Source organism: Enterococcus sp. AZ170, from assembly GCF_050545135.1.
Classification (GTDB): domain Bacteria; phylum Bacillota; class Bacilli; order Lactobacillales; family Enterococcaceae; genus Enterococcus_L; species Enterococcus_L ureilyticus.
In genome coordinates this window covers 2,703,933-2,725,610 of the sequence record NZ_CP172947.1, presented here as the reverse complement: position 1 = coordinate 2,725,610, position 21,678 = coordinate 2,703,933, and the positions used below count along the sequence as shown (strand labels likewise).

23 protein-coding genes are annotated in these 21,678 nt (G+C 36.1%); 17 read left to right on the top strand and 6 right to left on the bottom strand.

Going from position 1 to position 21,678, the window contains the following annotated elements:
* The first annotated feature begins 345 nt into the window (after positions 1–345).
* The 5 genes from IGJ55_RS13190 (at position 346) to IGJ55_RS13170 (ending at position 3,846) form a co-directional block, all read left to right on the top strand.
* Entirely contained in the window at positions 346–1,647 is a 1,302-nt protein-coding gene (locus IGJ55_RS13190) for a bifunctional folylpolyglutamate synthase/dihydrofolate synthase (RefSeq protein WP_430606620.1), read from the top strand.
* A gap of 32 nt (positions 1,648–1,679) precedes the next feature.
* Complete coding sequence (locus tag IGJ55_RS13185) at positions 1,680–2,339, top strand: HAD family hydrolase (RefSeq protein WP_069639048.1); 660 nt, start codon at positions 1,680–1,682, stop codon at positions 2,337–2,339.
* Positions 2,340–2,425: 86 nt separating this feature from the next.
* Positions 2,426–3,094 (top strand): RadC family protein, encoded by a 669-nt coding sequence (gene radC / locus IGJ55_RS13180; protein WP_069639110.1) that lies wholly within the window; start codon positions 2,426–2,428, stop codon positions 3,092–3,094.
* Between the two features lie 147 nt (positions 3,095–3,241).
* Positions 3,242–3,442 (top strand): cold-shock protein, encoded by a 201-nt coding sequence (locus IGJ55_RS13175; RefSeq protein ID WP_010760372.1) that lies wholly within the window; start codon positions 3,242–3,244, stop codon positions 3,440–3,442.
* A gap of 215 nt (positions 3,443–3,657) precedes the next feature.
* Positions 3,658–3,846: a hypothetical protein gene (locus IGJ55_RS13170; RefSeq protein ID WP_069639049.1), complete on the top strand. Its 189-nt coding sequence runs from the start codon at positions 3,658–3,660 to the stop codon at positions 3,844–3,846.
* Between the two features lie 134 nt (positions 3,847–3,980).
* On the opposite strand, the gene IGJ55_RS13165 is transcribed toward IGJ55_RS13170, so the two are convergent.
* A complete protein-coding gene (locus IGJ55_RS13165) occupies positions 3,981–4,130 on the bottom strand; it encodes a hypothetical protein (RefSeq protein ID WP_167351501.1) in 150 nt (49 codons plus the stop codon).
* Positions 4,131–4,303: 173 nt separating this feature from the next.
* Between IGJ55_RS13165 and IGJ55_RS13160 the strand changes: the two genes are divergently transcribed.
* The 3 genes from IGJ55_RS13160 to IGJ55_RS13150 all read left to right on the top strand — a co-directional run bounded on the left by IGJ55_RS13160 (position 4,304) and on the right by IGJ55_RS13150 (position 6,744).
* On the top strand, positions 4,304–4,753 hold the full coding sequence (locus IGJ55_RS13160) for a universal stress protein (RefSeq protein ID WP_207121085.1): 450 nt from the start codon (positions 4,304–4,306) through the stop codon (positions 4,751–4,753).
* 210 nt (positions 4,754–4,963) lie between these two features.
* Positions 4,964–5,398, top strand: coding sequence for a MerR family transcriptional regulator (locus tag IGJ55_RS13155; RefSeq protein ID WP_083244290.1), 435 nt, complete (start codon positions 4,964–4,966; stop codon positions 5,396–5,398).
* Positions 5,395–6,744 (top strand): glycosyltransferase, encoded by a 1,350-nt coding sequence (locus IGJ55_RS13150; protein WP_430606619.1) that lies wholly within the window; start codon positions 5,395–5,397, stop codon positions 6,742–6,744. Before IGJ55_RS13155 ends, IGJ55_RS13150 begins: the two co-directional genes overlap by 4 nt.
* A 110-nt stretch (positions 6,745–6,854) precedes the next feature.
* On the opposite strand, the gene rnjA is transcribed toward IGJ55_RS13150, so the two are convergent.
* The 3 genes from rnjA to IGJ55_RS13135 form a co-directional block, all read right to left on the bottom strand.
* The gene (gene rnjA, locus IGJ55_RS13145) at positions 6,855–8,525 is read right to left on the bottom strand and encodes a ribonuclease J1 (protein ID WP_069639053.1); all 1,671 of its coding nucleotides are present in this window, start codon (positions 8,523–8,525) and stop codon (positions 6,855–6,857) included.
* Position 8,526: 1 nt separating this feature from the next.
* Positions 8,527–8,739: a DNA-directed RNA polymerase subunit epsilon gene (locus tag IGJ55_RS13140; RefSeq protein ID WP_069639054.1), complete on the bottom strand. Its 213-nt coding sequence runs from the start codon at positions 8,737–8,739 to the stop codon at positions 8,527–8,529.
* A 289-nt stretch (positions 8,740–9,028) separates the two neighbouring features.
* A complete protein-coding gene (locus IGJ55_RS13135) occupies positions 9,029–9,418 on the bottom strand; it encodes a YbaN family protein (RefSeq protein WP_069639055.1) in 390 nt (129 codons plus the stop codon).
* A 194-nt stretch (positions 9,419–9,612) separates the two neighbouring features.
* On the opposite strand from IGJ55_RS13135, the gene IGJ55_RS13130 reads away from it, so the two are divergent.
* The 4 genes from IGJ55_RS13130 to IGJ55_RS13115 all read left to right on the top strand — a co-directional run bounded on the left by IGJ55_RS13130 (position 9,613) and on the right by IGJ55_RS13115 (position 14,241).
* Positions 9,613–11,343: an ABC transporter ATP-binding protein gene (locus tag IGJ55_RS13130; protein ID WP_069639056.1), complete on the top strand. Its 1,731-nt coding sequence runs from the start codon at positions 9,613–9,615 to the stop codon at positions 11,341–11,343.
* Positions 11,340–13,106 (top strand): multidrug efflux ABC transporter subunit EfrB, encoded by a 1,767-nt coding sequence (efrB, locus tag IGJ55_RS13125; RefSeq protein WP_069639057.1) that lies wholly within the window; start codon positions 11,340–11,342, stop codon positions 13,104–13,106. Before IGJ55_RS13130 ends, efrB begins: the two co-directional genes overlap by 4 nt.
* 127 nt (positions 13,107–13,233) lie before the next feature.
* Positions 13,234–13,725 carry a gamma carbonic anhydrase family protein gene (locus tag IGJ55_RS13120; RefSeq protein ID WP_430606618.1) on the top strand — a complete coding sequence of 164 codons (492 nt, stop codon included), beginning with the start codon at positions 13,234–13,236 and terminating at the stop codon, positions 13,723–13,725.
* Between the two features lie 153 nt (positions 13,726–13,878).
* Positions 13,879–14,241 (top strand): iron-sulfur cluster biosynthesis family protein, encoded by a 363-nt coding sequence (locus IGJ55_RS13115; RefSeq protein ID WP_069639059.1) that lies wholly within the window; start codon positions 13,879–13,881, stop codon positions 14,239–14,241.
* Between the two features lie 97 nt (positions 14,242–14,338).
* Here IGJ55_RS13115 and IGJ55_RS13110 read toward each other — a convergent pair whose 3' ends face one another.
* Positions 14,339–14,959 (bottom strand): flavin reductase family protein, encoded by a 621-nt coding sequence (locus IGJ55_RS13110; protein ID WP_069639060.1) that lies wholly within the window; start codon positions 14,957–14,959, stop codon positions 14,339–14,341.
* Between the two features lie 23 nt (positions 14,960–14,982).
* Positions 14,983–15,954 carry a ring-cleaving dioxygenase gene (locus IGJ55_RS13105; protein WP_207121090.1) on the bottom strand — a complete coding sequence of 324 codons (972 nt, stop codon included), beginning with the start codon at positions 15,952–15,954 and terminating at the stop codon, positions 14,983–14,985.
* Between the two features lie 167 nt (positions 15,955–16,121).
* On the opposite strand from IGJ55_RS13105, the gene IGJ55_RS13100 reads away from it, so the two are divergent.
* From IGJ55_RS13100 to greA, 5 genes are all read left to right on the top strand, one after another.
* Positions 16,122–16,991: an SPFH domain-containing protein gene (locus tag IGJ55_RS13100; protein ID WP_430606617.1), complete on the top strand. Its 870-nt coding sequence runs from the start codon at positions 16,122–16,124 to the stop codon at positions 16,989–16,991.
* Between the two features lie 21 nt (positions 16,992–17,012).
* The gene (locus IGJ55_RS13095) at positions 17,013–17,666 is read left to right on the top strand and encodes an HAD family hydrolase (RefSeq protein WP_069639063.1); all 654 of its coding nucleotides are present in this window, start codon (positions 17,013–17,015) and stop codon (positions 17,664–17,666) included.
* A 309-nt stretch (positions 17,667–17,975) separates the two neighbouring features.
* Complete coding sequence (gene nox / locus IGJ55_RS13090; RefSeq protein WP_430606616.1) at positions 17,976–19,313, top strand: H2O-forming NADH oxidase; 1,338 nt, start codon at positions 17,976–17,978, stop codon at positions 19,311–19,313.
* Positions 19,314–19,485: 172 nt separating this feature from the next.
* The gene (gene mltG, locus IGJ55_RS13085) at positions 19,486–20,928 is read left to right on the top strand and encodes an endolytic transglycosylase MltG (RefSeq protein WP_430606615.1); all 1,443 of its coding nucleotides are present in this window, start codon (positions 19,486–19,488) and stop codon (positions 20,926–20,928) included.
* A 261-nt stretch (positions 20,929–21,189) separates the two neighbouring features.
* A complete protein-coding gene (gene greA, locus IGJ55_RS13080) occupies positions 21,190–21,663 on the top strand; it encodes a transcription elongation factor GreA (RefSeq protein ID WP_207121093.1) in 474 nt (157 codons plus the stop codon).
* Positions 21,664–21,678 lie beyond the last annotated feature (15 nt).

Genomic DNA, 21,678 nt, shown 5'->3' with positions numbered 1-21,678 from the left:
ATTTGTAACTGTTTTAGGATAAAGGTCCAATCAATCTTGCGAAATCAAACGAACTACCTGCAACAATAATATGATTCAGAACTAATGAATAATAAATCCAATATTTCTCTAAGTTTATAGTCTATCATGGATTCAAGGTGTATGTAAAAGAAACACTGCGTGCTTCATACATATAGTCTTGTTTATTTTATCACAACCATTGTCATTTAAAAGGATTGTGAGAATTTTTTACTCTTTTTTAGAGAATGACTTTTTTTAGTAGATGAATTATTTATGGAATTAAAGATTGTAATTAGTGAAAAGCACGCAAGCTTTCGCTATAATAGAGAATGAGGAGTTGATAAGATGTCATTAACGATAGAAGAAGCAATCGATTGGATTCATAGTAGATTGTTGTTTGGCTCTAGACCAGGGCTTGATCGAGTAGAAGAATTATTAAAAAGAATCGATAATCCTGAAATAAAAGTGCCAACGATCCATATTGCAGGGACAAATGGTAAAGGTTCTACGGTCACTTATTTACGTTGCATGCTAGAAGAGCTAGGCTTGAAGGTAGGTACGTTTACATCTCCTTATATCGAACAGTTCAATGAACGAATCGCGATTAATGGACGAGGGATATCAGATGATCAGATTATCCTGTATGTAGAAAAATATCAAGCATTGATCAAAGAGATGGATCAGCAACCTGAAAGTGCAGGGATAACAGAATTTGAAACATTGACAGTAATGGCTTTGGATTACTTTCTTGATGAACAAGTGGATATTGCCATCATCGAAGTTGGCCTTGGTGGGTTGTTAGATAGCACCAATGTGGTCAAACCAATGTTAACAGCGATTACGACCATCGGCAAAGACCACACCGAAATTCTAGGTGAAACAATCGAAGCAATTGCCTTTCAAAAAGCTGGGATCATTAAAGAGAAGATTCCTGTTGTTACAGGGAATATTGAAGAAACAGCATTCGTCGTGATCAGTGAAGTCGCTGCTGAAAAAAATAGTACAATCTATCGTTATGAACAAGACTACAAAGCCAACTATCTACATCCAGATAAAAATTGGGGTGAAATCTTTGATTTTTATGGAGAAGTGGGCAAATTACCCAAGGTCAAAGTCCCATTGTTAGGTCGCCATCAAGTAGAAAATGCCGCAGTTGCGATTCAACTATTTTACCTCTATTGTCAAATGCGGCAAATCAATTTTACCGATAGAGATGTGTATCACGGACTAGCTCAAGCACAGTGGCCAGCACGGATGGAGAAGATCAGTAATGAACCATTGATCATCTTGGATGGTGCTCACAATGATCATGCGATGCGCCGCCTTGCTGAGAATTTAAAAAAGGAATTTCCAAATCGAGAGATCCACATTCTATTTTCCGCTCTATCATCAAAAAATATCGATCAAATGATTGCTATTTTGCGGAAGGTACCGAATGTCCATTTATACTTGACCACCTTTGACTATCCTAGAGCGGTCGAATTAACAAAAATGGCCCATTATGAAGATGAGAAGACTGAAATTGTTTCATTATGGCAATTTGGCTTAGGAGAAATTTTAGAAAAAATGTCTTCTGAGGATTTAATGTTAGTCACAGGTTCGCTTTATTTTGTTTCACAAGTACGTGAATTATTACTAAATATCTAATGTTGCTCATTAATGATTATCAGGAGGAAAAGATGAAAAAAATTGACGGTGTGATTTTTGATATGGATGGTTTATTGTTTGACACTGAGTTGATTTACTATCAATCAACGCAAAAAATAGCAGATGCAATGAGTTTTCCTTATAGTAAAGAGTTGTATTTAGAGTTTTTAGGTGTGTCTGATGAAGAAGTCCAAGAAAACTATCATCGAATCTATAAAGATTTCGGTAAGGAAAAAGTGAATGAGTTTATAAACCGTTCCTATGACGAGACCTATCAAGTATTTAAGTCAGGCGAAGTTCCATTAAAAGAGGGTGTCTTAGCGTTACTCGATTTTCTTGATCAACAAGAGATTCCAAGAATCGTTGCTTCAAGCAATGTTCGTCCAGCAATCGAGTTATTATTAGAAGGTGCTGGAATCAAGGAACGTTTTTCTGGAATTGTTTCGGCAGAAGATGTGACCCGAGCAAAACCAGATCCTGAGATATTCCAAAAAGCATTAGCTAATCTCGGCACAAAGGCTGATAGCACCTTAATCTTTGAGGATTCGTTTCATGGCGTGACAGCAGCAGATGCAGCGGGGATTCCTGTGATTATGGTTCCAGACTTATTGGCACCAACTGATGAAATCAAAGAAAAAACACTGGAAATTCTTGATAGTTTGACTCAAGTTCCAGCTTATCTAAAAAAATAAAAAAATCACTCCTTTGCGTATCTTGTAGTAGAAGCGTATAAAGGAGTGATTTTTTGATTAAAGAAGAGAAACTATTTATTAGAGAAATGCCGGAAGATTGTCTGCCTCGTGAACGTTTGGAAGTTGTAGGAGAGAAGGCATTGTCTAATCAAGAGTTATTGGCCATTCTATTACGTACGGGCTCAAAGAATATAAATGTTATGGAAGTGGCTTCAAACTTCTTGAATTATTTCAATCATTTATATGAATTAAAAAATGCAACACTTACTGAAATGATGGAAATCAAAGGGGTTGGTAGAATTAAGGCAATTGAACTAAGAGCAGCTATTGAGTTTGGGTATCGAATTCAGCAAAGTACCCAACTGAAATTTGGCAAGGTGTCGTCTAGTTATCAAATTGCTCAAAATTTAATCTATGAATTACAAGATTTTCAGCAAGAACATTTAGTTTGTTTATATTTGAATACAAAAAATGAAGTGATCAAGCAGGAGACGGTGTTTAAAGGTTCCTTGAACCAGTCAGTAGCTCATCCGAGAGAAATTTTCCGTAGCGCAGTGAAATGTTCAGCCGCGCGTTTGATCCTCGCACATAATCATCCAAGTGGTAATCCAACACCATCTGAAAGTGATATACACTTTACTCAAAGAATGCAGGAATGTGGGAAAATGATGGGGATCGAAGTATTGGATCATATCATCATTGGAGAGCAAGTTTACATCAGCATGAGAGAAGAAAATTTTTTTGCTGTAGACTGACTAGAATTCTTGCAAAAATGAAGGTTCACATGTACAATATATCTGTAATCTTGTTTGGGACAATATAGAAGTTTTAATTTTAAAACCCTCTATCGTACACGGGCAATGTTACAATATTTAGTGCTTAAGCACGAGGAGGAACAAAGAATGGAACAAGGAACAGTAAAATGGTTTAACGCAGAAAAAGGATTTGGATTTATCTCTCGCGAAGATGGTAGCGATGTATTCGTACATTTCTCAGCTATCCAAGGAGAAGGATTCAAAACAATCGAAGAAGGTCAATCAGTAAGCTTCGATGTTGAAGATTCAGATCGTGGACCTCAAGCAGTTAACGTTGTAAAAAACTAATTCATCCATTCCAAAACACTTAGCAAATTTGCTAAGTGTTTTTTTTATTTTAAATCAAAGCGACTACTTGCAGAGCTGAGGATACAAAGTACTTGTCGAACGAAGGGAGAGAAGGTTCATTCGTTTGATGGATGAGCAACTTAGGTTTTCCTTACATTTTTGTTACTATCTTTTTTTTTTAGAAGTTGTAAACTCTTTATTAAGAGGTGATAAATATGTTAAATCTTTCTTTGGCGATCTTTTTTGTATCTTGGGCATTTCTTGGGTTAGCAAGTATTCTCTATCGTTGGCGAGCCTTTACTAATAAAAAAGCGTGGAATGGTATGGTGGTTCCACTAGGCGCATTTGGCTTTGTATTGTTAGCAGTTAGCTTAATAATGATTTATCTTAATTATCCAAAATGATGTTCCACACTAAAAAATAAGAGGAATGGCTAAGCGAAATTTAAGAAAACAAAAAAGGCATCCGTGATTTACCATTCACAGGATGCCTTTAAATCGTATTAGAACTTGAATCGCTCATTTAGGTTGATAACTCCTTAAATAGATTTTTTCAATTCTTTTACTGCTTGTGTAATCGTGATACCATAAGCAATATTTGCTTGGTTATTTGCATCGATAGCCATAAACAAATTTTTCTCTGTATCAAGTGCTACACGATATTTTAATACTTTATTACCAAATGTCATAATAATTCTCCTTTCTTGATTCTTAATGAAAGGCGACGATATCTGATAACGAAATTCCATGATTACTATAACATGACTTGTTTGATGTGTAAAGAGGAAAGTTTTAACTTAGCAGTATTTTTTGTTGAAAGCAGTTTTAAGTAGTACAATGAAGAGAGAAGGAGGTTTTTATCATGGAAGAATCGTATAAGAATATTTTAGTCGCTGTAGATGGTTCGGATCAGGCAGATAAAGCATTTCAAGAAGCAATAAAAATTGCGAAGCGCAACGGTGCTGCATTACACATTTTATCTGTCATTGAAGAGATGGGCAATTACTTTGGCGAACTGACAATGTCGATGGGAACACTGATGGAAGATCTTCGGACAAAAGAAGAAGAAGAGATGAAAGACCGAGAAGCAAAGGCCCTTGAAGAAGGAGTAGCTCAAGTTTTCACATATGTACTGTATGGTTATCCAAAATCGTTGATCGCTGATTTTACAGAGTCAAAAGAACCGATAGACCTAATTGTAATCGGGAGAACAGGATTGAATGGTTTTGAACGGTTGATGGTCGGTTCAACGACTTCTTATGTTGTTAATCACACAAAAGCCAATGTTTTAGTCGTGAATAATGTAGTTTAAAATTTGTAATACGCATCAAAAACTAGGATGGGACAGAAGTCTTTAACCTCGAAACATAAGAATAGACCTGTTTTTTTCTCCCACCATTTAGTCAGATTCCTGGAGACTGAGATATGACTCGTAGAGTTATGCCACAGTCTCTTTTTTTTGCCATTGACATTAAAGTTTGGTTTCATGTTATAGTACTAGCAAAGAAATTAGAGGAGTGAAATGATGGGAAAAAATGTGAAAGAAGTAGCGAAAAAACTTAGTATCCCAAAATCAACATTAAGATATTACGACAAAGTTGACTTACTAAAACCAAGCAGAGAAGAAAATGGCTATCGAGTATACCAAGAAAGTGATCTATTAATGATCAAATACATATTAGTTATGAAATATGGTGAATTTAGTCTTGAAGAAATGCAGACAGTCTTAAATACAATGCAAATTGACCCAACGAGTGTTTGCATTGAAAAAACAGAACAATTAATAGCGGCCAAGAAGAAGCTTTTCCAAGATAAAATCGATTACTATGAACAAATGGTCGCTCTATTTGATAAAATTCCAGACATAATAAATTTCACTAACGAAGAGGAAAGCGAAATCGATTGTTGTATTGAAGAAATTTACCAAACGATTGTAGCAAATGGAGACACTCAATGAAAACATTATTATTTGCGCCTGAAACATTCAATTTAGCTGAAACGACTAGAATGATCGAAGTAGCAAAAGAGTGTCAGGAAAATGCGCATTGTATTTTTATGGGCTATAGTACAAAATTTGTACCATTTATAGAAGCTGAGGGGTTTTCTTTTCGATTATTAGCACCTCAGCTTACGGAAGAGCAGATTAAAATGATTATGAAATTTGATCAAATGAAAACAATAAAGCTCCCTTTCTCATACGGTATGTTAAAAGAAAGAATAGAAAATGAAATTCAATTGATCGAAGAACTAAAACCTGATGGGATCATAATTGGCTCTACAATGAGTTTACTGATAAGTGCTCGTGTCAAAGAGACACCATTGATTTATGTAAAACCGTATGCTTACACTCAAGCTCATGTACGAAGTCCATTATTTCTAAAACATTCAACTAAATACTGCAGGAAAGCAGTCCAATCAATCTTTTTAAACCTAAGATGGCTGCCCAAAAGTATCAAAAAACTTGTAAAAGAGTATGATGTGAAGCATAGATTCAAGTATACGTTAGCTGCATTAGATGCAGATCTAAATTGCATCACCACGCCAGTAAACCTGACTCGAAACCCTGACTTACCAAAAAATTCTATTTATGTTGGACCCATTTTCGCGAACTTAAAAAAAGAAATACCATTAGGTTTAAAAACGTTACTGGGATCATCTGAAAAAACATTAATCTTTTGCAGTATGGGCAGTTCAGCAAATCGTCAACTTATTGTTGACTTATTACAAAGTTTTGCGGGTATTTCAGTCGAAGTGATCAGTCCGATGAAAAGTTATTTAACGGAGACACAAATAGCATTACTTCCAGTAAATGTTCATCTTTATGATTGGTTGCCAGCAAGAGAAGTACAACAAGCCGTTACAGCCTCTGTTATTCATGGTGGAGAAGGAACGGTACAAACTGCCTGCGTATCAGGAAAACCTTTTTTAGGTATTGGTTTACAAAAAGAACAGGAATATAATATTAGCTGTTGCGTTGAATATGGAAATGCTCTTTCAATGAAACAAAAGCAATTAAAAAACAACGTTCTATTCAAAGAAAAAGTCAACGAACTATTAAAAAATCAACGTTACACTGTCCAAGCAAGAAAATTGCAGCAAGAGCTTGGTGAAATTAAGGGAAGTAGATTAGCTGCAGAAGAAATAGGCAAATTTTTAAATAAAGAATCGCAGTGTGACAAATACTCGATCTTATACATACTCAAGAAAATGTCTCATTGCACTAGAAGATATTACGATGAAGGAAGAGAAAAGCTTGGAAATAAAAATTTACAAATGTTTGTGTTAAAAAATATCAGTAAGTAAAAGGTTGGGACAGAAGAAGTTGCTTCTACCCCAACTGTTTATTCGGATACTAAAAGCCTGAAACATAACTTTTTGAGTTATGTTTCAGGCTTTTTTACTTTAGCTAAGTTTTAAGATGTCATGATCATTGGTAAAATCATTGGATGACGTTCAGTTTTTTCAAACAAGAACGGCTGTAATGCAGCAGTTATCGCATCACATAATTTTGCTTCTGTACAATTTTCATCACGTAGAGCTTCACGAATTGCATTGAATAATAAACGCTGTCCTTCATGAATCATTTCGCCTGATTCTCTCATATAGACAAATCCGCGAGATAAAATATCTGGACCAGCCAAAATTTCTTTATTTTTAATATCGACTGTAGCAACTGCTAAAACCAAACCTTCTTCAGATAGAATTCGGCGGTCACGCAAGACGACATTACCGATATCTCCAACACCGTTACCATCTACATAGACATCATTGGCATTGAAATGCCCAGCGATACGAGCATCATCAGCAGTTAAGGCTAACACATCACCATTTTCCATGATGAAACAATTGTTTGCTGGAACACCGACATCTTGTGCTAAGGATGCATGGATTTTCAACATTCTAAACTCACCGTGAACTGGTACAAAATATTTAGGTTTCATTAAACTCAACATTAATTTTTGTTCTTCTTGACCACCATGGCCAGAAGTATGGATATTATTGATCTTTCCATGAATAACTTCAGCACCCGCTTCTGAAAGCAAGTTGATCAGACGGTTAACGCTTGTTGTATTTCCAGGGATCGGTGAACTTGAAAAGATGACTGTATCTCCCGGTTGGACTGAAATTTGGCGGTGAGTTCCGTTAGCAATTCGGCTTAAAGCGGCCATCGGTTCACCTTGAGAGCCAGTACATAAAATCATTGTTTCGCCAGCAGGTAATTGGTTCAGCTCACTAGCATCAACAAACGTTCCTTTAGGTACATTAATATAGCCAAGCTGCTCGCCGTTAACGATTGCATTTTCCATGCTACGGCCAAATACTGCAATTTTTCGTCCCGTTGCCACAGCTGCATCCGCTGCTTGTTGTAGACGGAAAATATTGGAAGCAAAACTTGCAAAGATGATTCTACCTTCGATTTTTTCAAAAATCTTTAAAATAGAAGAACCAATCGTTTTTTCTGACTTGGTAAAAGTTGGAATTTCAGCATTTGTACTATCTGAAAGAAGACACAAAACACCTTCTTCACCTAATTTTGCCATTCGATGCAAGTTAGCTGGCTCACCAACTGGTGTAAAGTCAAACTTAAAATCGCCCGTTGCAACGATATTACCAGAAGGTGTCTTCACAACCACACCTAAAGCGTCAGGGATACTATGAGTCGTTCTAAAAAAGCTGATTGCTGTTTTGCGGAAACGAATCACAGTATCTTCATTGATTTCATGCATCTCAGCATCTCGCAATAAACCATGTTCATCCAATTTGTTTGTAATCAGAGCTAAAGCTAAAGGTCCAGCGTAGATCGGTATATTGGCTTGGCGCAATAAATAAGGAACGCCTCCGATATGATCTTCGTGTCCATGGGTGATAACCAAGGCTTTTACTTTGTGCAGGTTTTGAACGATGTAGCTATAATCAGGAATAACATAGTCGATCCCAAGCAAATCATCTTCTGGGAATTTGATCCCAGCATCAATAATGATAATCTCATCTTGAAATTGAACCCCATAAGTATTTTTCCCAATCTCGCCCAAACCGCCTATTGCAAAAACGCCGGTTTCATTGTTTTTTATATTTACTTTCATGTTAAAACTCCGTTAAAGAAAATTCCGCATGTTCTTTTTCATAAGCCAAGTGATTTTCATCAAGAGCTTGGATGTATTCAATATTGTATGGGGTATTTTCTTCTACTTGTTGACGAACGATAACATCGCTTTCTGACTCAACGTAAATCGATTTCGTATCTTCTCTTTTTGGGTTTCTTGTTTTTGTTTCTTGATAATAAACTTTATAAATCATATTTTTTTCTCCTTTATCTGCCAAAGCAGTTGATATTTATTTTTATATTTTCTTACTGTAATTTTGAACACAACAAAACGAGGTGGTTATCCACCTTTAAAACAATTGTCATCAGAAACAGGAGTTAATGATGAAATGAAGCCTCGACTTTGCTCCACATTACTTGTTTTATGGAAACTTGTTTTCTTTCAACCGTCCCTTGTGTTGTGTTGTACAACAATTAAAGGTATTTTATCACAAAACAATGAATAAGTATAGAATCAGACTTGTCGCTTTAACGAAAACCTTATTATTTATTAGCTTCTTTTAAAGGTGTGATTTTCTTTTTATTAAAATACAAATTTAAACCAATCAGATGAGCTAAAAAAACGATAGCTAAAGTCGTTGTCATGAATAGATTACGAACGAGCAAACAAGGAATCGCAAAGATCACAAACAAAGTTGAAAATAATTTCACTCGGCCAAAGGGTGTGATTTTCTTTTCTATGATTGATTCTTGAATGTATTTTTTATAATAAGTTGATTCAATAAATTTACTATACAAAAAGTCAGAGCTGCGCATCCAAAAGAATGCAGTCAAAATATAAAAAATCGTTGTGGGTAAAATCGGTAGGAAAATGCCTAATGTTCCCAGTCCGAAGGTCAGACAACCTAAAGCCATATAAAGTATTTTCTTCATTAAATTGAACCATCACTTTCATTCTATAATTGGTGGAAAAAATAAAGTAATTACTATTATAACATAGTAAAAATTGTCCAGTTTATTCTTCTGAAGAAAAGTCTCTGATTTTTATTTAAATATAATTTACCTGACTATTAGTTTTATGCTATAGTGGAAGTACTGGATTAAAAATTGGGATAGGAGATGATTGATTGAAATTGATGTGGCGTTACACGATGAGATATAAAAAATTATTATTTTTAGATTTCATTTGTGTGTTTGGATTTATATTGATAGAACTTGGTTTACCAACGATTTTAGCACGAATGATCGATGTTGGGATCAAAAACAATGATTACAATTATGTAAAGCAGCAAGGTTTGTTGATGATAGGAATCACTGTTGTCGGTGTAGCAATGAATATTATGTTGGGCTATTTTGGCGCACGCATGACAACAAATATTGTTCGTGATATTCGTGATGATTTATTTGAAAAAGTACAGACTTTTTCCCATCGTGAATATGAAACGATCGGTGTATCATCATTGATCACCAGAACAACCAATGATGCATATCAAATCATGTTGTTTATGGGGAATATTTTGCGAATCGGTTTCATGACACCAATGATGTTTTTTGTCAGCTTATACATGGTCATGCGGACGAGTCCGTCCTTAGGTTGGTTTGTTTTAGGGGCCTTGCCATTTCTTTTGGCAGCAGTGGTATTAATTGCTAAGATATCAGAACCTCTATCAAACAAGCAGCAAAAAAACTTAGATGGGATCAACGGAATTTTAAGAGAGAATCTTTCTGGATTAAGAGTAATCCGTGCGTTTGTTAATGAGAAATTTGAAGAAAGTCGCTTTAGTAAAGTCAATGAAGAGTATACTAAAAGCTCTAAGAGCCTTTTTCGCTTGATGGCAGCGGCTCAACCAGGCTTCTTCTTCCTCTTTAATATCGTGATGGTATTGATTATCTGGAATGGGGCACTCCAAATCGATCAAGGCAGTTTATTAGTGGGTGACTTGATAGCATTTATTGAATACATTTTCCATGCACTATTTTCATTTATGTTATTTGCTAGTGTTTTCATGATGTATCCTCGTGCAGCCGTTTCTGCTCGCCGAATTCAAGAAGCCTTTGATATGGAGCCTGTGATTCGTGAAAATGAAGCAGGTATAACTGAAACAGAAACAAAAGGCTATTTAGAATTTAAAAATGTAACATTTGCTTATCCAGGGCATTCAGAAAGCCCAGTAATTCGAAATGTCAGCTTTACAGCATCTCCTGGTGAAACAGTAGCTTTTATTGGTAGTACAGGGAGCGGAAAATCAACATTGATCCAACTGATCCCTCGCTTCTATGATGTTTCAGAAGGCCAAGTTTTGTTGGACGGGGTAGATGTTCGTGACTATAAACTAAGTACTTTACGTGAAAAAATCGGTTATATTCCGCAAAAAGCGTTGCTATTTACTGGAACGATTGCAGAAAATATGCGTTATGGTAAAGAAGATGCTACGATTGAAGAGATGGAACAAGCAGCGGATATTGCTCAGGCAACGGAATTTATTTCACAAAAGCCTGAAGGATATGACGAGCTTCTTTCAGAAGGCGGAGCAAACTTTTCTGGTGGACAAAAACAACGGTTGGCGATTGCTAGAGCTGTCATCCGTCGCCCGGAAGTTTATATTTTTGATGATAGCTTTTCAGCACTAGATTACCAAACTGATGCGAATTTACGAGCTCGTTTGAAAAAGGAAACAACAGAATCAACTGTTTTGATCGTTGCTCAACGTGTTGGAACAATTATGCATGCGGATAAAATCATAGTCTTGAACGAAGGCGATGTTGTTGGTATCGGTACCCACCGCGAATTACTTGAGAATTGTCCTATCTATTATGATATTGCCGCTTCTCAATTGTCAGAGGAGGAATTAGCATGAAAAACGCACTTTCTTCCATTAGACGTTTAGGTAAGTATATCGATCCATATAAAGGAACGTTTATATTAGTGATTATCTTTACTGTTTTAACAGTTGCTTTTAATGCGGCTCTACCTTATGTTTCTGGACTTCCAATCACCGAGATTAGTAAGAATGTGGCTGAAGGGACAGGACTAAATTATGCGTATATCATCCAGTGTTTGATTTGGATTTTAATTGTAGGGATCGGTTATTGTGTGGCACAATTTTTATCTGGTTATCTTATGGCCGCAGTCGTGCAGCATTCCATGCGTGATTTACGACGAGATATCGATGAAAAAATCAATCGTTTGCCGGTTTCTTATTTTGATAAAAATCAACAAGGAAATATTTTGTCTCGGGTGACTAATGACGTTGATGCAGTAAGTAATGCTATGCAGCAAAGTTTTATTAATATTGTTTCAGCTGTTTTAGGGATCGTAATGGCGATTGCAATGATGTTTTATATCAACTGGCTGATGGCATTGATTTCGATCGTGATGATTCCATTGTCGTTGTTTATTTCAAAAACGATTGTTGGGTTTTCACAGAAATATTTCCAAGGCATGCAAAATGCACTTGGGAATCTAAATGGATATGTGCAAGAGAATATGACAGGGTTTAGTGTCTTAAAGCTTTATGGACGTGAGAAAGAAACGTTAGATGGTTTTAAAAAGGTCAATCATAACCTAAATAGCTTTGGCTTTAAAGCAACTTTTATTTCTGGATTGATGTTGCCTCTTGTACAAATGACCGCTTATGGTACCTATATTGGTATGGCTGTCTTGGGGAGTTATTATGTGATCACAGGAGTTATTGTCGTTGGACAGCTACAAGCATTTATTCAATATATTTGGCAGATCAGTCAACCGATGGGGAATATTACGCAGCTGTCCGCTGCACTTCAAAGTGCTTCTGCTGCGACGACACGTGTCTTTGAAATCTTAGATGAACCAGAAGAAGAGTTAAATGAGCACGATATTCCTTTACCAGAAAAAGTTCATGGTTCAGTTCAGTTTGATAATGTTAGCTTTAGTTATGATCCTAAAAAACCGTTGATCAGAAACTTAAATTTTGAAGTCAAAGCTGGTCAAACTGTGGCAATTGTTGGACCAACTGGCGCAGGGAAAACAACATTGATCAATCTATTGATGCGGTTCTACGATGTCAGTGATGGAGCAATCAAAATTGACGGAATTGATACGAAGAAAATGGATCGTAGTGATGTTCGCTCAGTCTTTGGCATGGTTTTACAAGATGCTTGGTTATATGAAGGGACGATCGCTGATAATATTCGTTTTGGTAAATTAGATGCGACTGATTATGAAGTGGTGGATGCAGCCAAAACGGCGAATGTGGACCATTTTATCCGTACAATGCCAGATGGCTACGAGATGGAAATCAATTCTGAAGGAGATAACGTTTCTTTAGGACAAAAACAATTGTTGACCATTGCAAGAGCCGTGATTTCTGATCCAAGAATCTTGATTTTAGATGAGGCAACAAGTTCTGTTGACACGCGTTTAGAAGCTCTGATTCAAAAAGCCATGGAGCGTGTGATGGAAGGTCGTACAAGTTTTGTGATTGCTCATCGCTTGTCAACGATTCGTGAAGCTGATTTGATTCTTGTAATGAATCAAGGAGCGATCATCGAAAAAGGAACGCATAATGAGCTATTAGAGCAAGGCGGCTTTTATGAAAAATTATACAATAGTCAATTTGCTGAAGACGGCGATTATGATTAAAGATGAGCAAGGAAGACACCTAGTTTGGGTGTCTTTTTTTCATTAAATGACTATTCAAAAAAGCGAACTGATCTAATAAACGTTAGAAATCTGTTATACTTATAGTCAATAAGAAGAGGTGAAATGTATGACAAATGATTATTTTATTGCGCCAAGCGCCGACGTTTATGGCGACGTGAGGCTAGCAAAAGATACTAGTATTTGGTTTCAATCGGTGCTAAGAGGTGACAATAATTCAATTACGATTAATGCAGGAAGTAATGTTCAAGATAGCACTGTCATCCATGTTGATCAGGATGCCCCAGTCGTTATTGGAGAGAATGTCACAATTGGTCATCATTGTGTGCTCCATGGGTGCAAAATAGAAGATGGCGCATTAATTGGCATGAGCTCAACTATTTTAAATCGCGCAACTATCGGGAAAAATAGTTTAATCGGAGCAGGATCTTTAGTCACAGAAGGTACTGAAATTCCAGCGAATGTTTTAGCGTTTGGCCGACCTGCCAAAGTCATTCGCCCTTTAACAAGAGAAGAGCTTCGGAAAAATAAAGAAAATGCGCAACATTATGTTGAACGATCAAAAGAATTTGCAGCAGATCAGTATCCAAGGCTAACTTAATAGTAAAACACCTAATAATAGATTAGTTATCAAGTCGATCAACGGCGGATTCACATTTAGTGTGTTGAACAATTGCTCAGCACGTATCTTTCGAAAAAAATATAGTTAGGTGTTAGGCTTAGTATTATAATAAAAGAAAGAAGTGAAGAGTAGATGTTTTTAAACGTCAGTGAGGAAGCACAGGTAAAATTGATGCCTTATCTTGAAGATAAGGCAATCATTGTCTTGGATTTAGATGATGGTGTTGGCAAATATTCTAAAATGGGTGTTTGTTCACTCGATACTAGTTTTCGTCTATTGCTACTGGATCAACTACAAGATAAATCAGATTTTGGTTTGACTTTAGATTCAGACATTGGTGCAATCTATATCAAGGATTACTCTAAACGCTATCTAGATGAAAAAATGACGCTGGAAATCGATCCACGTTTGCAAGTCTTTAAGCTAAAAAGTCCAAGTGGAGTCCTAGACGGTAATGTTCCAATTGTAGATTTGCGACCAGAAAAAAGTAAATAAATAAAAAAAGAACTGAGGCATAACTCTATGAGTTTTCCCTCAGTTCTTTAAATTTCGAACGAATCTCGGATCGATTCACCGTCTGTCCGAACCTCTATTAATCTGGTCTTTTCAAGTCAAATAATCCGTCGATATGAGCATAGGTATTACCAGCTAAACGGGCAATTGGATTAAAGGCTTTAGGTAAAATATATTCAGTTTCTTTATCAAAAATCGCTTCATCAAAATAGAAATCTGTTATTTCTACAATAAACAAATCAGTAATAATTTGATCTTCGTGATTTTTGATAGGAACATACTGGTAGAGACGTGCTTCCATTCGAATCGGTGCTGCTTTGATGCCAGGAACAGCAACTGATTTACTTGGTATCGTTGCTATCTTGTTGATAATGATTTCACTCTGATCAGCCTTCAAAGAGGCAGCTGTTTGATTCATCGACGCGACAACTTGATCATTGACTAAATGAATCACAAGTTCTTTAGTCGCCAGAATATTTTGGGCGGTGTCTTTTATTTCGCCGTTTCTTCTAATAATGGATAATGTTACTAATGGGATATCAGAAGCTGCAGCATTAAAAAAACTGAAAGGAGCAGCGTTGATCGTTTGAGTTTTATCATTCAATGTTGTGACCCATGCGATTGGGCGTGGAATGATACTGCCAGAAAGAAATTTATAGGCTTGTTTTGCTGATAAATTGTTTGTCGGGTAATGCAGCATTTTTCTTCTCCGATCCATCGTTTTTAACGTGCTTTATTTGCATCAGAAGTATCAAAAGGACGTACAAATTCTTCGATTTCTTTGCGTTTTCCTTCTAAAAATGGTGGTAAAGCTAATTTTTCACCTGCAGCCTCGTAGGTTTCATCTTCTAAGAAACCAGGACCATCAGTTGCTAGTTCAAATAAAATATGCGGAGCAGCTCTGAAATAATCAGATTTGAAGTAGAAACGTTCAACAAATCCGGAATTAGGGAATTGAAGCTGATTGATTTTATCGATCCAAAAGCGCAAAGCTTCTTGATCTGCAACACGAAGAGCTAAGTGATGGACATTACCAAAGCCTTCTTGCGCATCAGGCAAATCATCACGATGTTCAACGATAATACTAGCGCCATTGCCACCTTCTCCTACTTCAAATAAATGGAAACGACCTTCGGCATCAATCAGCTTAAATCCTAAAACGCCTACTAAAACACGTTGCATATGGTCAAAATCTGCTACGGTTATAAAAACAGGTCCCAATCCAGTTAAGGCATGCTCAGCAGGAACATCTGTTTTTTTCCATGCCGTGCCACTAGCAACACCTTGATTGTTTTCATCTGAAACCAATTGATATCTTTGATTATCAAAATCTTCAAATTCTAGATATTTCTTGCCGAAACGTTCTTGAATTTCGCCATGATCGATTTGATGTTCGTTAAAGCGGGTGACCCAGTAATCTAAAGAAGCATCATTTTTTACTCGGAACGATGTGCGAGAAATTGAGTTGGTTCCTTTAGTTCCTTTGGGAATCCCAGGGAAATCAAAAAATGTCATGTCTGTGCCGGCAGAACCAAGGTCATCTGCAAAAAATAAATGATACGTTTCAATATCGTCTTGGTTAACAGTTTTTTTGATCAGTCGTAAACCTAGCAGATCAGTGAAAAAACGATAAATCTTTTCTGCACTTGATGTCATGGCTGTAACATGGTGAATTCCGCGAATTTGTGTATTCATAATATAAAACCTCCGAATTGATAATTATTTTTATTTAACTTACTAAAAGTAAGTTTACATCTAAACTAATAAATAAGCAACCTTTTTTACTTTTCCTAACTATTGATAGAAAGATTAAAGAGGAGTACTATAAGATTACGAAGCTGTTAAAGAAGGTAGGGAGAATAATGGAAGAGAAAAAAACATTTCATGTCAATGGCTACATTGCATTGGTAGTATTGGTTATTTTACTTGTGATTGGTAGCTATTGTCTGTATATCGGGGTAATAGATGAACGCTTTAGTATGATCACGATCGGTATGGTGTTATGGGTGATTTCTGCGCTATTTTTAAGCTCGCTAACGATCGTTAGTCCCAATCAAGCCAAAGCCATTTTATTTTTTGGACAATATCTCGGCACAATCAAGGATAATGGTTTATTCGTCACAACGCCATTAACACAAAAAATCAATGTTTCGTTAAAGGTACGCAACTTCAATAGTTCATTGTTAAAAGTAAATGATTCTGATGGTAACCCAGTTGAAATTTCTGCTGTGGTGGTATTTAAAGTAGTTGATACAGCTAAAGCGTTGTTTGACGTTGATCGTTATCAAGATTTTGTAGAAATTCAAAGTGAAACTGCGATTCGTCACATTGCGACACAATATCCATATGATTCGTTTAATGAAGACGACCTCACTTTACGTGGCAATACCAATGAAGTTTCAGAAGAAATGGCAAAAGAACTTCAAGAACGCTTAGCAGCAGCTGGCGTTGAAGTGATCGAAACCCGTTTGAACCACCTTGCATATGCGACTGAAATTGCAAGTGCGATGTTGCAAAGACAACAAGCCAAAGCCATTCTATCTGCGCGGCAAATCATTGTTGAAGGTGCGGTATCTATGACTCAAATGGCGTTAGAACAAATTGAAGATGGACAGGAAATAAATTTCACAGACGATCGCAAAGTTCAATTGATTAATAATCTGCTAGTATCAATCATTACAGATAAAGGAACGCAGCCGATAATCAACACTGGAGATGTTCATGAACGATAAACAAAAGAAAGTGAGCCTGGTATGAGCTATAAAACGATTTTATTTGATTTGGATGGCACGATCACGGACTCTGGTGAAGGAATTATGCACTCTGTCGTTTATGCCTTAAAAAAAATGAAGGTAAAGATACCTGATCAAAAAGAATTATATTCATTTATTGGTCCGCCATTAACTGATTCATTTAAACGACTCTATCATTTCGATGACCTAAAAGCGAGCTTGGCAGTGGAGTATTATCGTGACTATTATCAAAAACAGGGAATCTATGAAAATCACGTATATGCAGGAATTTCTGAATTATTGATTAACTTGAAAGCTGCTGGCTGCACTCTTTATATTGCAACATCTAAACCAGAGATTTATGCTAAACAAATTTTGACTCATTTTGATTTAAGCAGTTATTTCGATGGAATTTATGGCGCAAGTTTGGATGGCGGACGGTCAAGAAAAGGAGATGTTATTCAGTATGCACTAAAGAAGTCTGCAATTACTCACTTTGAAGAGACACTGATGGTTGGTGATCGCAGTCACGATATAATTGGGGCTAAAGAGAATAGACTAACTAGTATTGGTGTGTTGTATGGCTTCGGTGACCAAGCTGAGTTGGAACTTGCAGGTGCTGATTATATTGTTGAAACCCCTAAAGAGATTGAGAAAATAATTATAAACAATTAATGACAAAAGAGCGTTATGAGACTAAATGAACAGTATGACAGAAGCAATTTTTCTGTAACATGCTACTGTTTGATTCTCAAAACGCTCTTTTTTAAAATTATTCATTACTCCTTTGATAATCTGGGTAAAGTCTAATCAATCCATGAAAGAAACATATTCAACTATTATAAAACAATAAGCCTTTTTTTATTATTTGGTGAAAATGATGAGGTATTCTCAAATATTTTAATGAAATGCTTATAAATTGATAAAAGAAAACCCTTTCTTCGGTTATAATTAAGTTCAATAAATCACATGAAGGAGAGTCTTATGAGTAAAACAAAAACAGTTATTGTCGGTGCCAATCATGCAGGAATTGCTGCTGCAAACACATTGTTGGATACGTATCCAGATCAAGAAGTCGTAATGATCGACCGCAATACAAACCTTAGTTATTTAGGTTGTGGGACAGCGCTATGGGTAGGACGTCAAATTGAATCTTACGAGAATTTATTTTATACAAACAAAGAAGCATTTGAAGCCAAAGGTGCTAAAATTTACATGGAAACAACAGTAGAGCGTATTGATTTTGAACAAAAAACCGTTTTTTGTAAAAAGCATAATGGTGAAGAATTTACAGAAACCTATGACAAACTGATTTTAGCAACAGGATCAGCACCTATCAATCCTAACATCCCTGGAAGAGAGCTGAAAAATGTCGAATTTCTAAAACTTTTCCAAGACGGTCAAACTGTGGATGCAGCTATGGCTAAAGAAGAAGTTCAAACAGTTGCTGTGATTGGCGCAGGCTACATTGGTGTTGAGATTGCTGAAGCGGCGAAACGGCGTGGTAAGAAAGTTTTACTATTCGATGCAGCGGACAGATGTCTACCAAACTACTATGACAAATGGTTCACAGATGATATGGATAAAGTTCTAGCTGATAATGGCATCGAGCTTCATTACAATGAATTAGCTAAAGAATACAAAGGAACTGAAAAAGTTGAATCTATCGTCACAGACAAAGGAGAATATGCTGTCGATCTAGTTATCAATGCAATTGGTTTTAGGCCAAATAACGGATTAGGGAAAGACCACTTGGAATTGTTCGCTAATGGTGCTTACTTAGTGGATCTACACCAACAAACAAGTGATCCCGATGTTTATGCAGTAGGAGATTGTTCAACGATCTTCTCAAATGCTGTACAACAAACAACGTATATTGCTTTAGCGACAAATGCTGTTCGTTCAGGAATCGTTGCCGCACATAATGTTGGCGGGACACCACTAGAATCCATCGGTGTTCAAGGCTCAAACGGCATTTCAATTTTTGGTTATCATATGGTTTCTACAGGATTAACGGTTCAAGAATCTGAAAAATTAGGCTTGAAAATAAAATATACTGAATTTGAAGATTTACAAAAACCTGGCTTCATGAAAGAAAACAACAACGTAAAAATTAGAATCGTATATGAAGAAGAGTCTCGTCGAATCGTGGGTGCTCAGATGGCTTCTTATGAAGATATCTCAATGGGAATTCACATGTTCTCCTTAGCAATCGAAGAAAAAGTCACGATCGATAAATTGAAATTACTAGATATTTTCTTCTTGCCGCACTTTAATCAACCCTATAACTATATTACAATGGCGGCACTTAGCGCTGAATAATCATGTTTTAGAGGCTGGGGACATAAGTCCTTAGCCTTATTTTAAACGTTTGAGAGAAAAAGCAAATCTTACAAGTTGGTGACTTTTTTCTAAAAAAGTTTAAATTTAAAAAGCTTTCATGTATAATAGTTAAAGTTAACGAAGATACATAAGAAAGTAAGGAGGATTTGTTTTGGCAGAAGATAACCAAAATAATCAAGATCATTCCAAGTCTTCATTCAAAGATCAGGTCTTGCGTTCTTTGCGGGGAGAAGAAATAGGCAATGATGATTCAGCTTCTTCTGAACACAATGCTCAGAACTTATCGCACAATAACGAAGCAGAATATAATCAAGTAGACCATGTTCAGTCTCATAAACAGGAAGAATCAGCACCATCAGAAGAAATATATTCAGTAGGTTCTCGTAGTGCAGAACATCATGCAAAACAAAATGAACAACCAGATTTTGCTGCAAAACCAGAACTGGAAAAGCATCAAGGTCCTAAAAATGAAGAATCGAATAAACGTACTAGAAAGAAAGAAGATCGAATCGTCAGCCGAATTGTATTGATTGTTGCCTCTGTGTTGATATTGGTGATCGCAATTTTTGGATTCACGTTCTATAAGTATGTTGATGCAGGTCTACAGCCGCTAGACAAGAAGAATTCAAAATTAGTTCAAGTGCATATTCCAGAAGATTCATCCAATAAGAAAATCGCGAATATTTTAGAAGAAAGCAAAGTGATTAAAAGTGGCTTAGTTTTTAACTATTATGCAAAGTTTAAAAATCTAACTGATTTTCAGGCTGGATACTATCAAATGTCGCCAGATATGACATTAGATGATATCGGTGCACTTTTAAGAGAAGGCGGAACAGCTGAACCAACCCAGCTTGCCGATGGCAAAGTCACAATTCCAGAAGGCTTTGATATTGAGAAAATCGGAGAGGCAATCGAAAAAAATACCGATTTTAAGAAAAATCAATTTATTGAATTGATGAAAGACCAAGCATTTTTTGATTCGATGAAGGAAAAATATCCGGAATTATTGGCAAGCGCAGCTGAAGCAAAAGATGTCCGTTATCGTTTGGAAGGCTACTTATTCCCAGCAACCTATGACTACTATAAAGAGTCTAAGTTAGAAGAGTTTGTTGAACAAATGATCGCTAAGTCTAATAGTGTGATGGAGCCCTTTATTCCAATGGTCCATGCAAAAGGGATGACAGTCCAACAAGTCTTGACATTAGCATCATTAGTAGAAAAAGAAGGGGTGAAAGAAGAAGACCGCAAGAAAATTGCCCAAGTTTTCTTTAATCGCGTAGCAGCGAATATGCCGTTACAATCTGATATTTCGATTTTATATGCTCTAGGTGAACACAAAGAATTAGTCACATATAAGGATTTAGAAGTCGATTCACCCTACAATCTTTATAAAAATACAGGGTATGGTCCAGGACCTTTCAATAGCCCTAGTGAACAAGCAATCAACGCTGTCTTAAATCCAGCACCAAATAATTATCTCTATTTTGTTGCTGATATCTCAACTGGAAATGTTTATTTTGCTGAAACGTATGAAGAACATCAAGAGTTTGTAGATAAATATGTGAACAATACTGATACTGAAAAAAGTGAATAGCTTATAAATTTGCGTATTATATTACGAGCCAACCTATTATTTAGGCGGCTCGTTTCGCTTTACTATAGAATAGGTGGATTATGATCCAAAAGGAATACTTTAAGAATCATCTGTTAAAAAAAGTTTAGCAGATTTATAAAAATTAAGTGAATATTATTTACAATTTGCTTAAAGCGTGGTACTCTTTTGTGGATTGAAAGCGGAATTTTTCAATGAAGATAAAAATAAAACATTGTAGTAAGTTAAGAAGGAGAAATTAACATGGTAGAAAAAGTATTTCCGATGACACTTGAAGGAAAAGAAAAATTAGAACAAGAATTAGAAGAACTAAAAACAGTTAAGCGAAAAGAAATCGTTGAACGTATAAAAATTGCAAGAAGTTTCGGTGATTTATCAGAAAACTCTGAGTACGAGTCTGCTAAAGATGAACAAGCATTTGTGGAAGGAAAAATCACTACATTAGAAAATATGATTCGTTTTGCACAAATCATTGATAATAATGGCGTCGATTCTGATGAAGTTTCGATTGGGAAAACTGTAACATTTATTGAATTACCTGATGGCGATGAAGAAGAATATACTATCGTAGGTAGCGCAGAAGCAGATCCTTTTTCAGGTAAAATTTCAAATGATTCACCAATTGCACAAGCATTAATTGGTAAACGATTAAACGATCAAGTCGCTATTGCAACTCCAGGTGGAGATATGCAAGTCAAAATTACAAAAGTCGGTTAATAAAACAATCAATAA

What these genes read in the sequence shown, in the direction of transcription:
- IGJ55_RS13190 (WP_430606620.1), top strand. Translation starts at nt 346, where the DNA reads ATGTCATTAACGATAGAAGAAGCAATCGATTGGATTCATAGTAGATTG.
- IGJ55_RS13185 (WP_069639048.1), top strand. Translation starts at nt 1,680, where the DNA reads ATGAAAAAAATTGACGGTGTGATTTTTGATATGGATGGTTTATTGTTT.
- radC (WP_069639110.1), top strand. Translation starts at nt 2,426, where the DNA reads ATGCCGGAAGATTGTCTGCCTCGTGAACGTTTGGAAGTTGTAGGAGAG.
- IGJ55_RS13175 (WP_010760372.1), top strand. Translation starts at nt 3,242, where the DNA reads ATGGAACAAGGAACAGTAAAATGGTTTAACGCAGAAAAAGGATTTGGA.
- IGJ55_RS13170 (WP_069639049.1), top strand. Translation starts at nt 3,658, where the DNA reads ATGTTAAATCTTTCTTTGGCGATCTTTTTTGTATCTTGGGCATTTCTT.
- IGJ55_RS13165 (WP_167351501.1), bottom strand. Translation starts at nt 4,130, where the DNA reads ATGACATTTGGTAATAAAGTATTAAAATATCGTGTAGCACTTGATACA.
- IGJ55_RS13160 (WP_207121085.1), top strand. Translation starts at nt 4,304, where the DNA reads ATGGAAGAATCGTATAAGAATATTTTAGTCGCTGTAGATGGTTCGGAT.
- IGJ55_RS13155 (WP_083244290.1), top strand. Translation starts at nt 4,964, where the DNA reads ATGATGGGAAAAAATGTGAAAGAAGTAGCGAAAAAACTTAGTATCCCA.
- IGJ55_RS13150 (WP_430606619.1), top strand. Translation starts at nt 5,395, where the DNA reads ATGAAAACATTATTATTTGCGCCTGAAACATTCAATTTAGCTGAAACG.
- rnjA (WP_069639053.1), bottom strand. Translation starts at nt 8,525, where the DNA reads ATGAAAGTAAATATAAAAAACAATGAAACCGGCGTTTTTGCAATAGGC.
- IGJ55_RS13140 (WP_069639054.1), bottom strand. Translation starts at nt 8,739, where the DNA reads ATGATTTATAAAGTTTATTATCAAGAAACAAAAACAAGAAACCCAAAA.
- IGJ55_RS13135 (WP_069639055.1), bottom strand. Translation starts at nt 9,418, where the DNA reads ATGAAGAAAATACTTTATATGGCTTTAGGTTGTCTGACCTTCGGACTG.
- efrB (WP_069639057.1), top strand. Translation starts at nt 11,340, where the DNA reads ATGAAAAACGCACTTTCTTCCATTAGACGTTTAGGTAAGTATATCGAT.
- IGJ55_RS13120 (WP_430606618.1), top strand. Translation starts at nt 13,234, where the DNA reads ATGACAAATGATTATTTTATTGCGCCAAGCGCCGACGTTTATGGCGAC.
- IGJ55_RS13115 (WP_069639059.1), top strand. Translation starts at nt 13,879, where the DNA reads ATGTTTTTAAACGTCAGTGAGGAAGCACAGGTAAAATTGATGCCTTAT.
- IGJ55_RS13110 (WP_069639060.1), bottom strand. Translation starts at nt 14,959, where the DNA reads ATGCTGCATTACCCGACAAACAATTTATCAGCAAAACAAGCCTATAAA.
- IGJ55_RS13105 (WP_207121090.1), bottom strand. Translation starts at nt 15,954, where the DNA reads ATGAATACACAAATTCGCGGAATTCACCATGTTACAGCCATGACATCA.
- IGJ55_RS13100 (WP_430606617.1), top strand. Translation starts at nt 16,122, where the DNA reads ATGGAAGAGAAAAAAACATTTCATGTCAATGGCTACATTGCATTGGTA.
- IGJ55_RS13095 (WP_069639063.1), top strand. Translation starts at nt 17,013, where the DNA reads ATGAGCTATAAAACGATTTTATTTGATTTGGATGGCACGATCACGGAC.
- nox (WP_430606616.1), top strand. Translation starts at nt 17,976, where the DNA reads ATGAGTAAAACAAAAACAGTTATTGTCGGTGCCAATCATGCAGGAATT.
- greA (WP_207121093.1), top strand. Translation starts at nt 21,190, where the DNA reads ATGGTAGAAAAAGTATTTCCGATGACACTTGAAGGAAAAGAAAAATTA.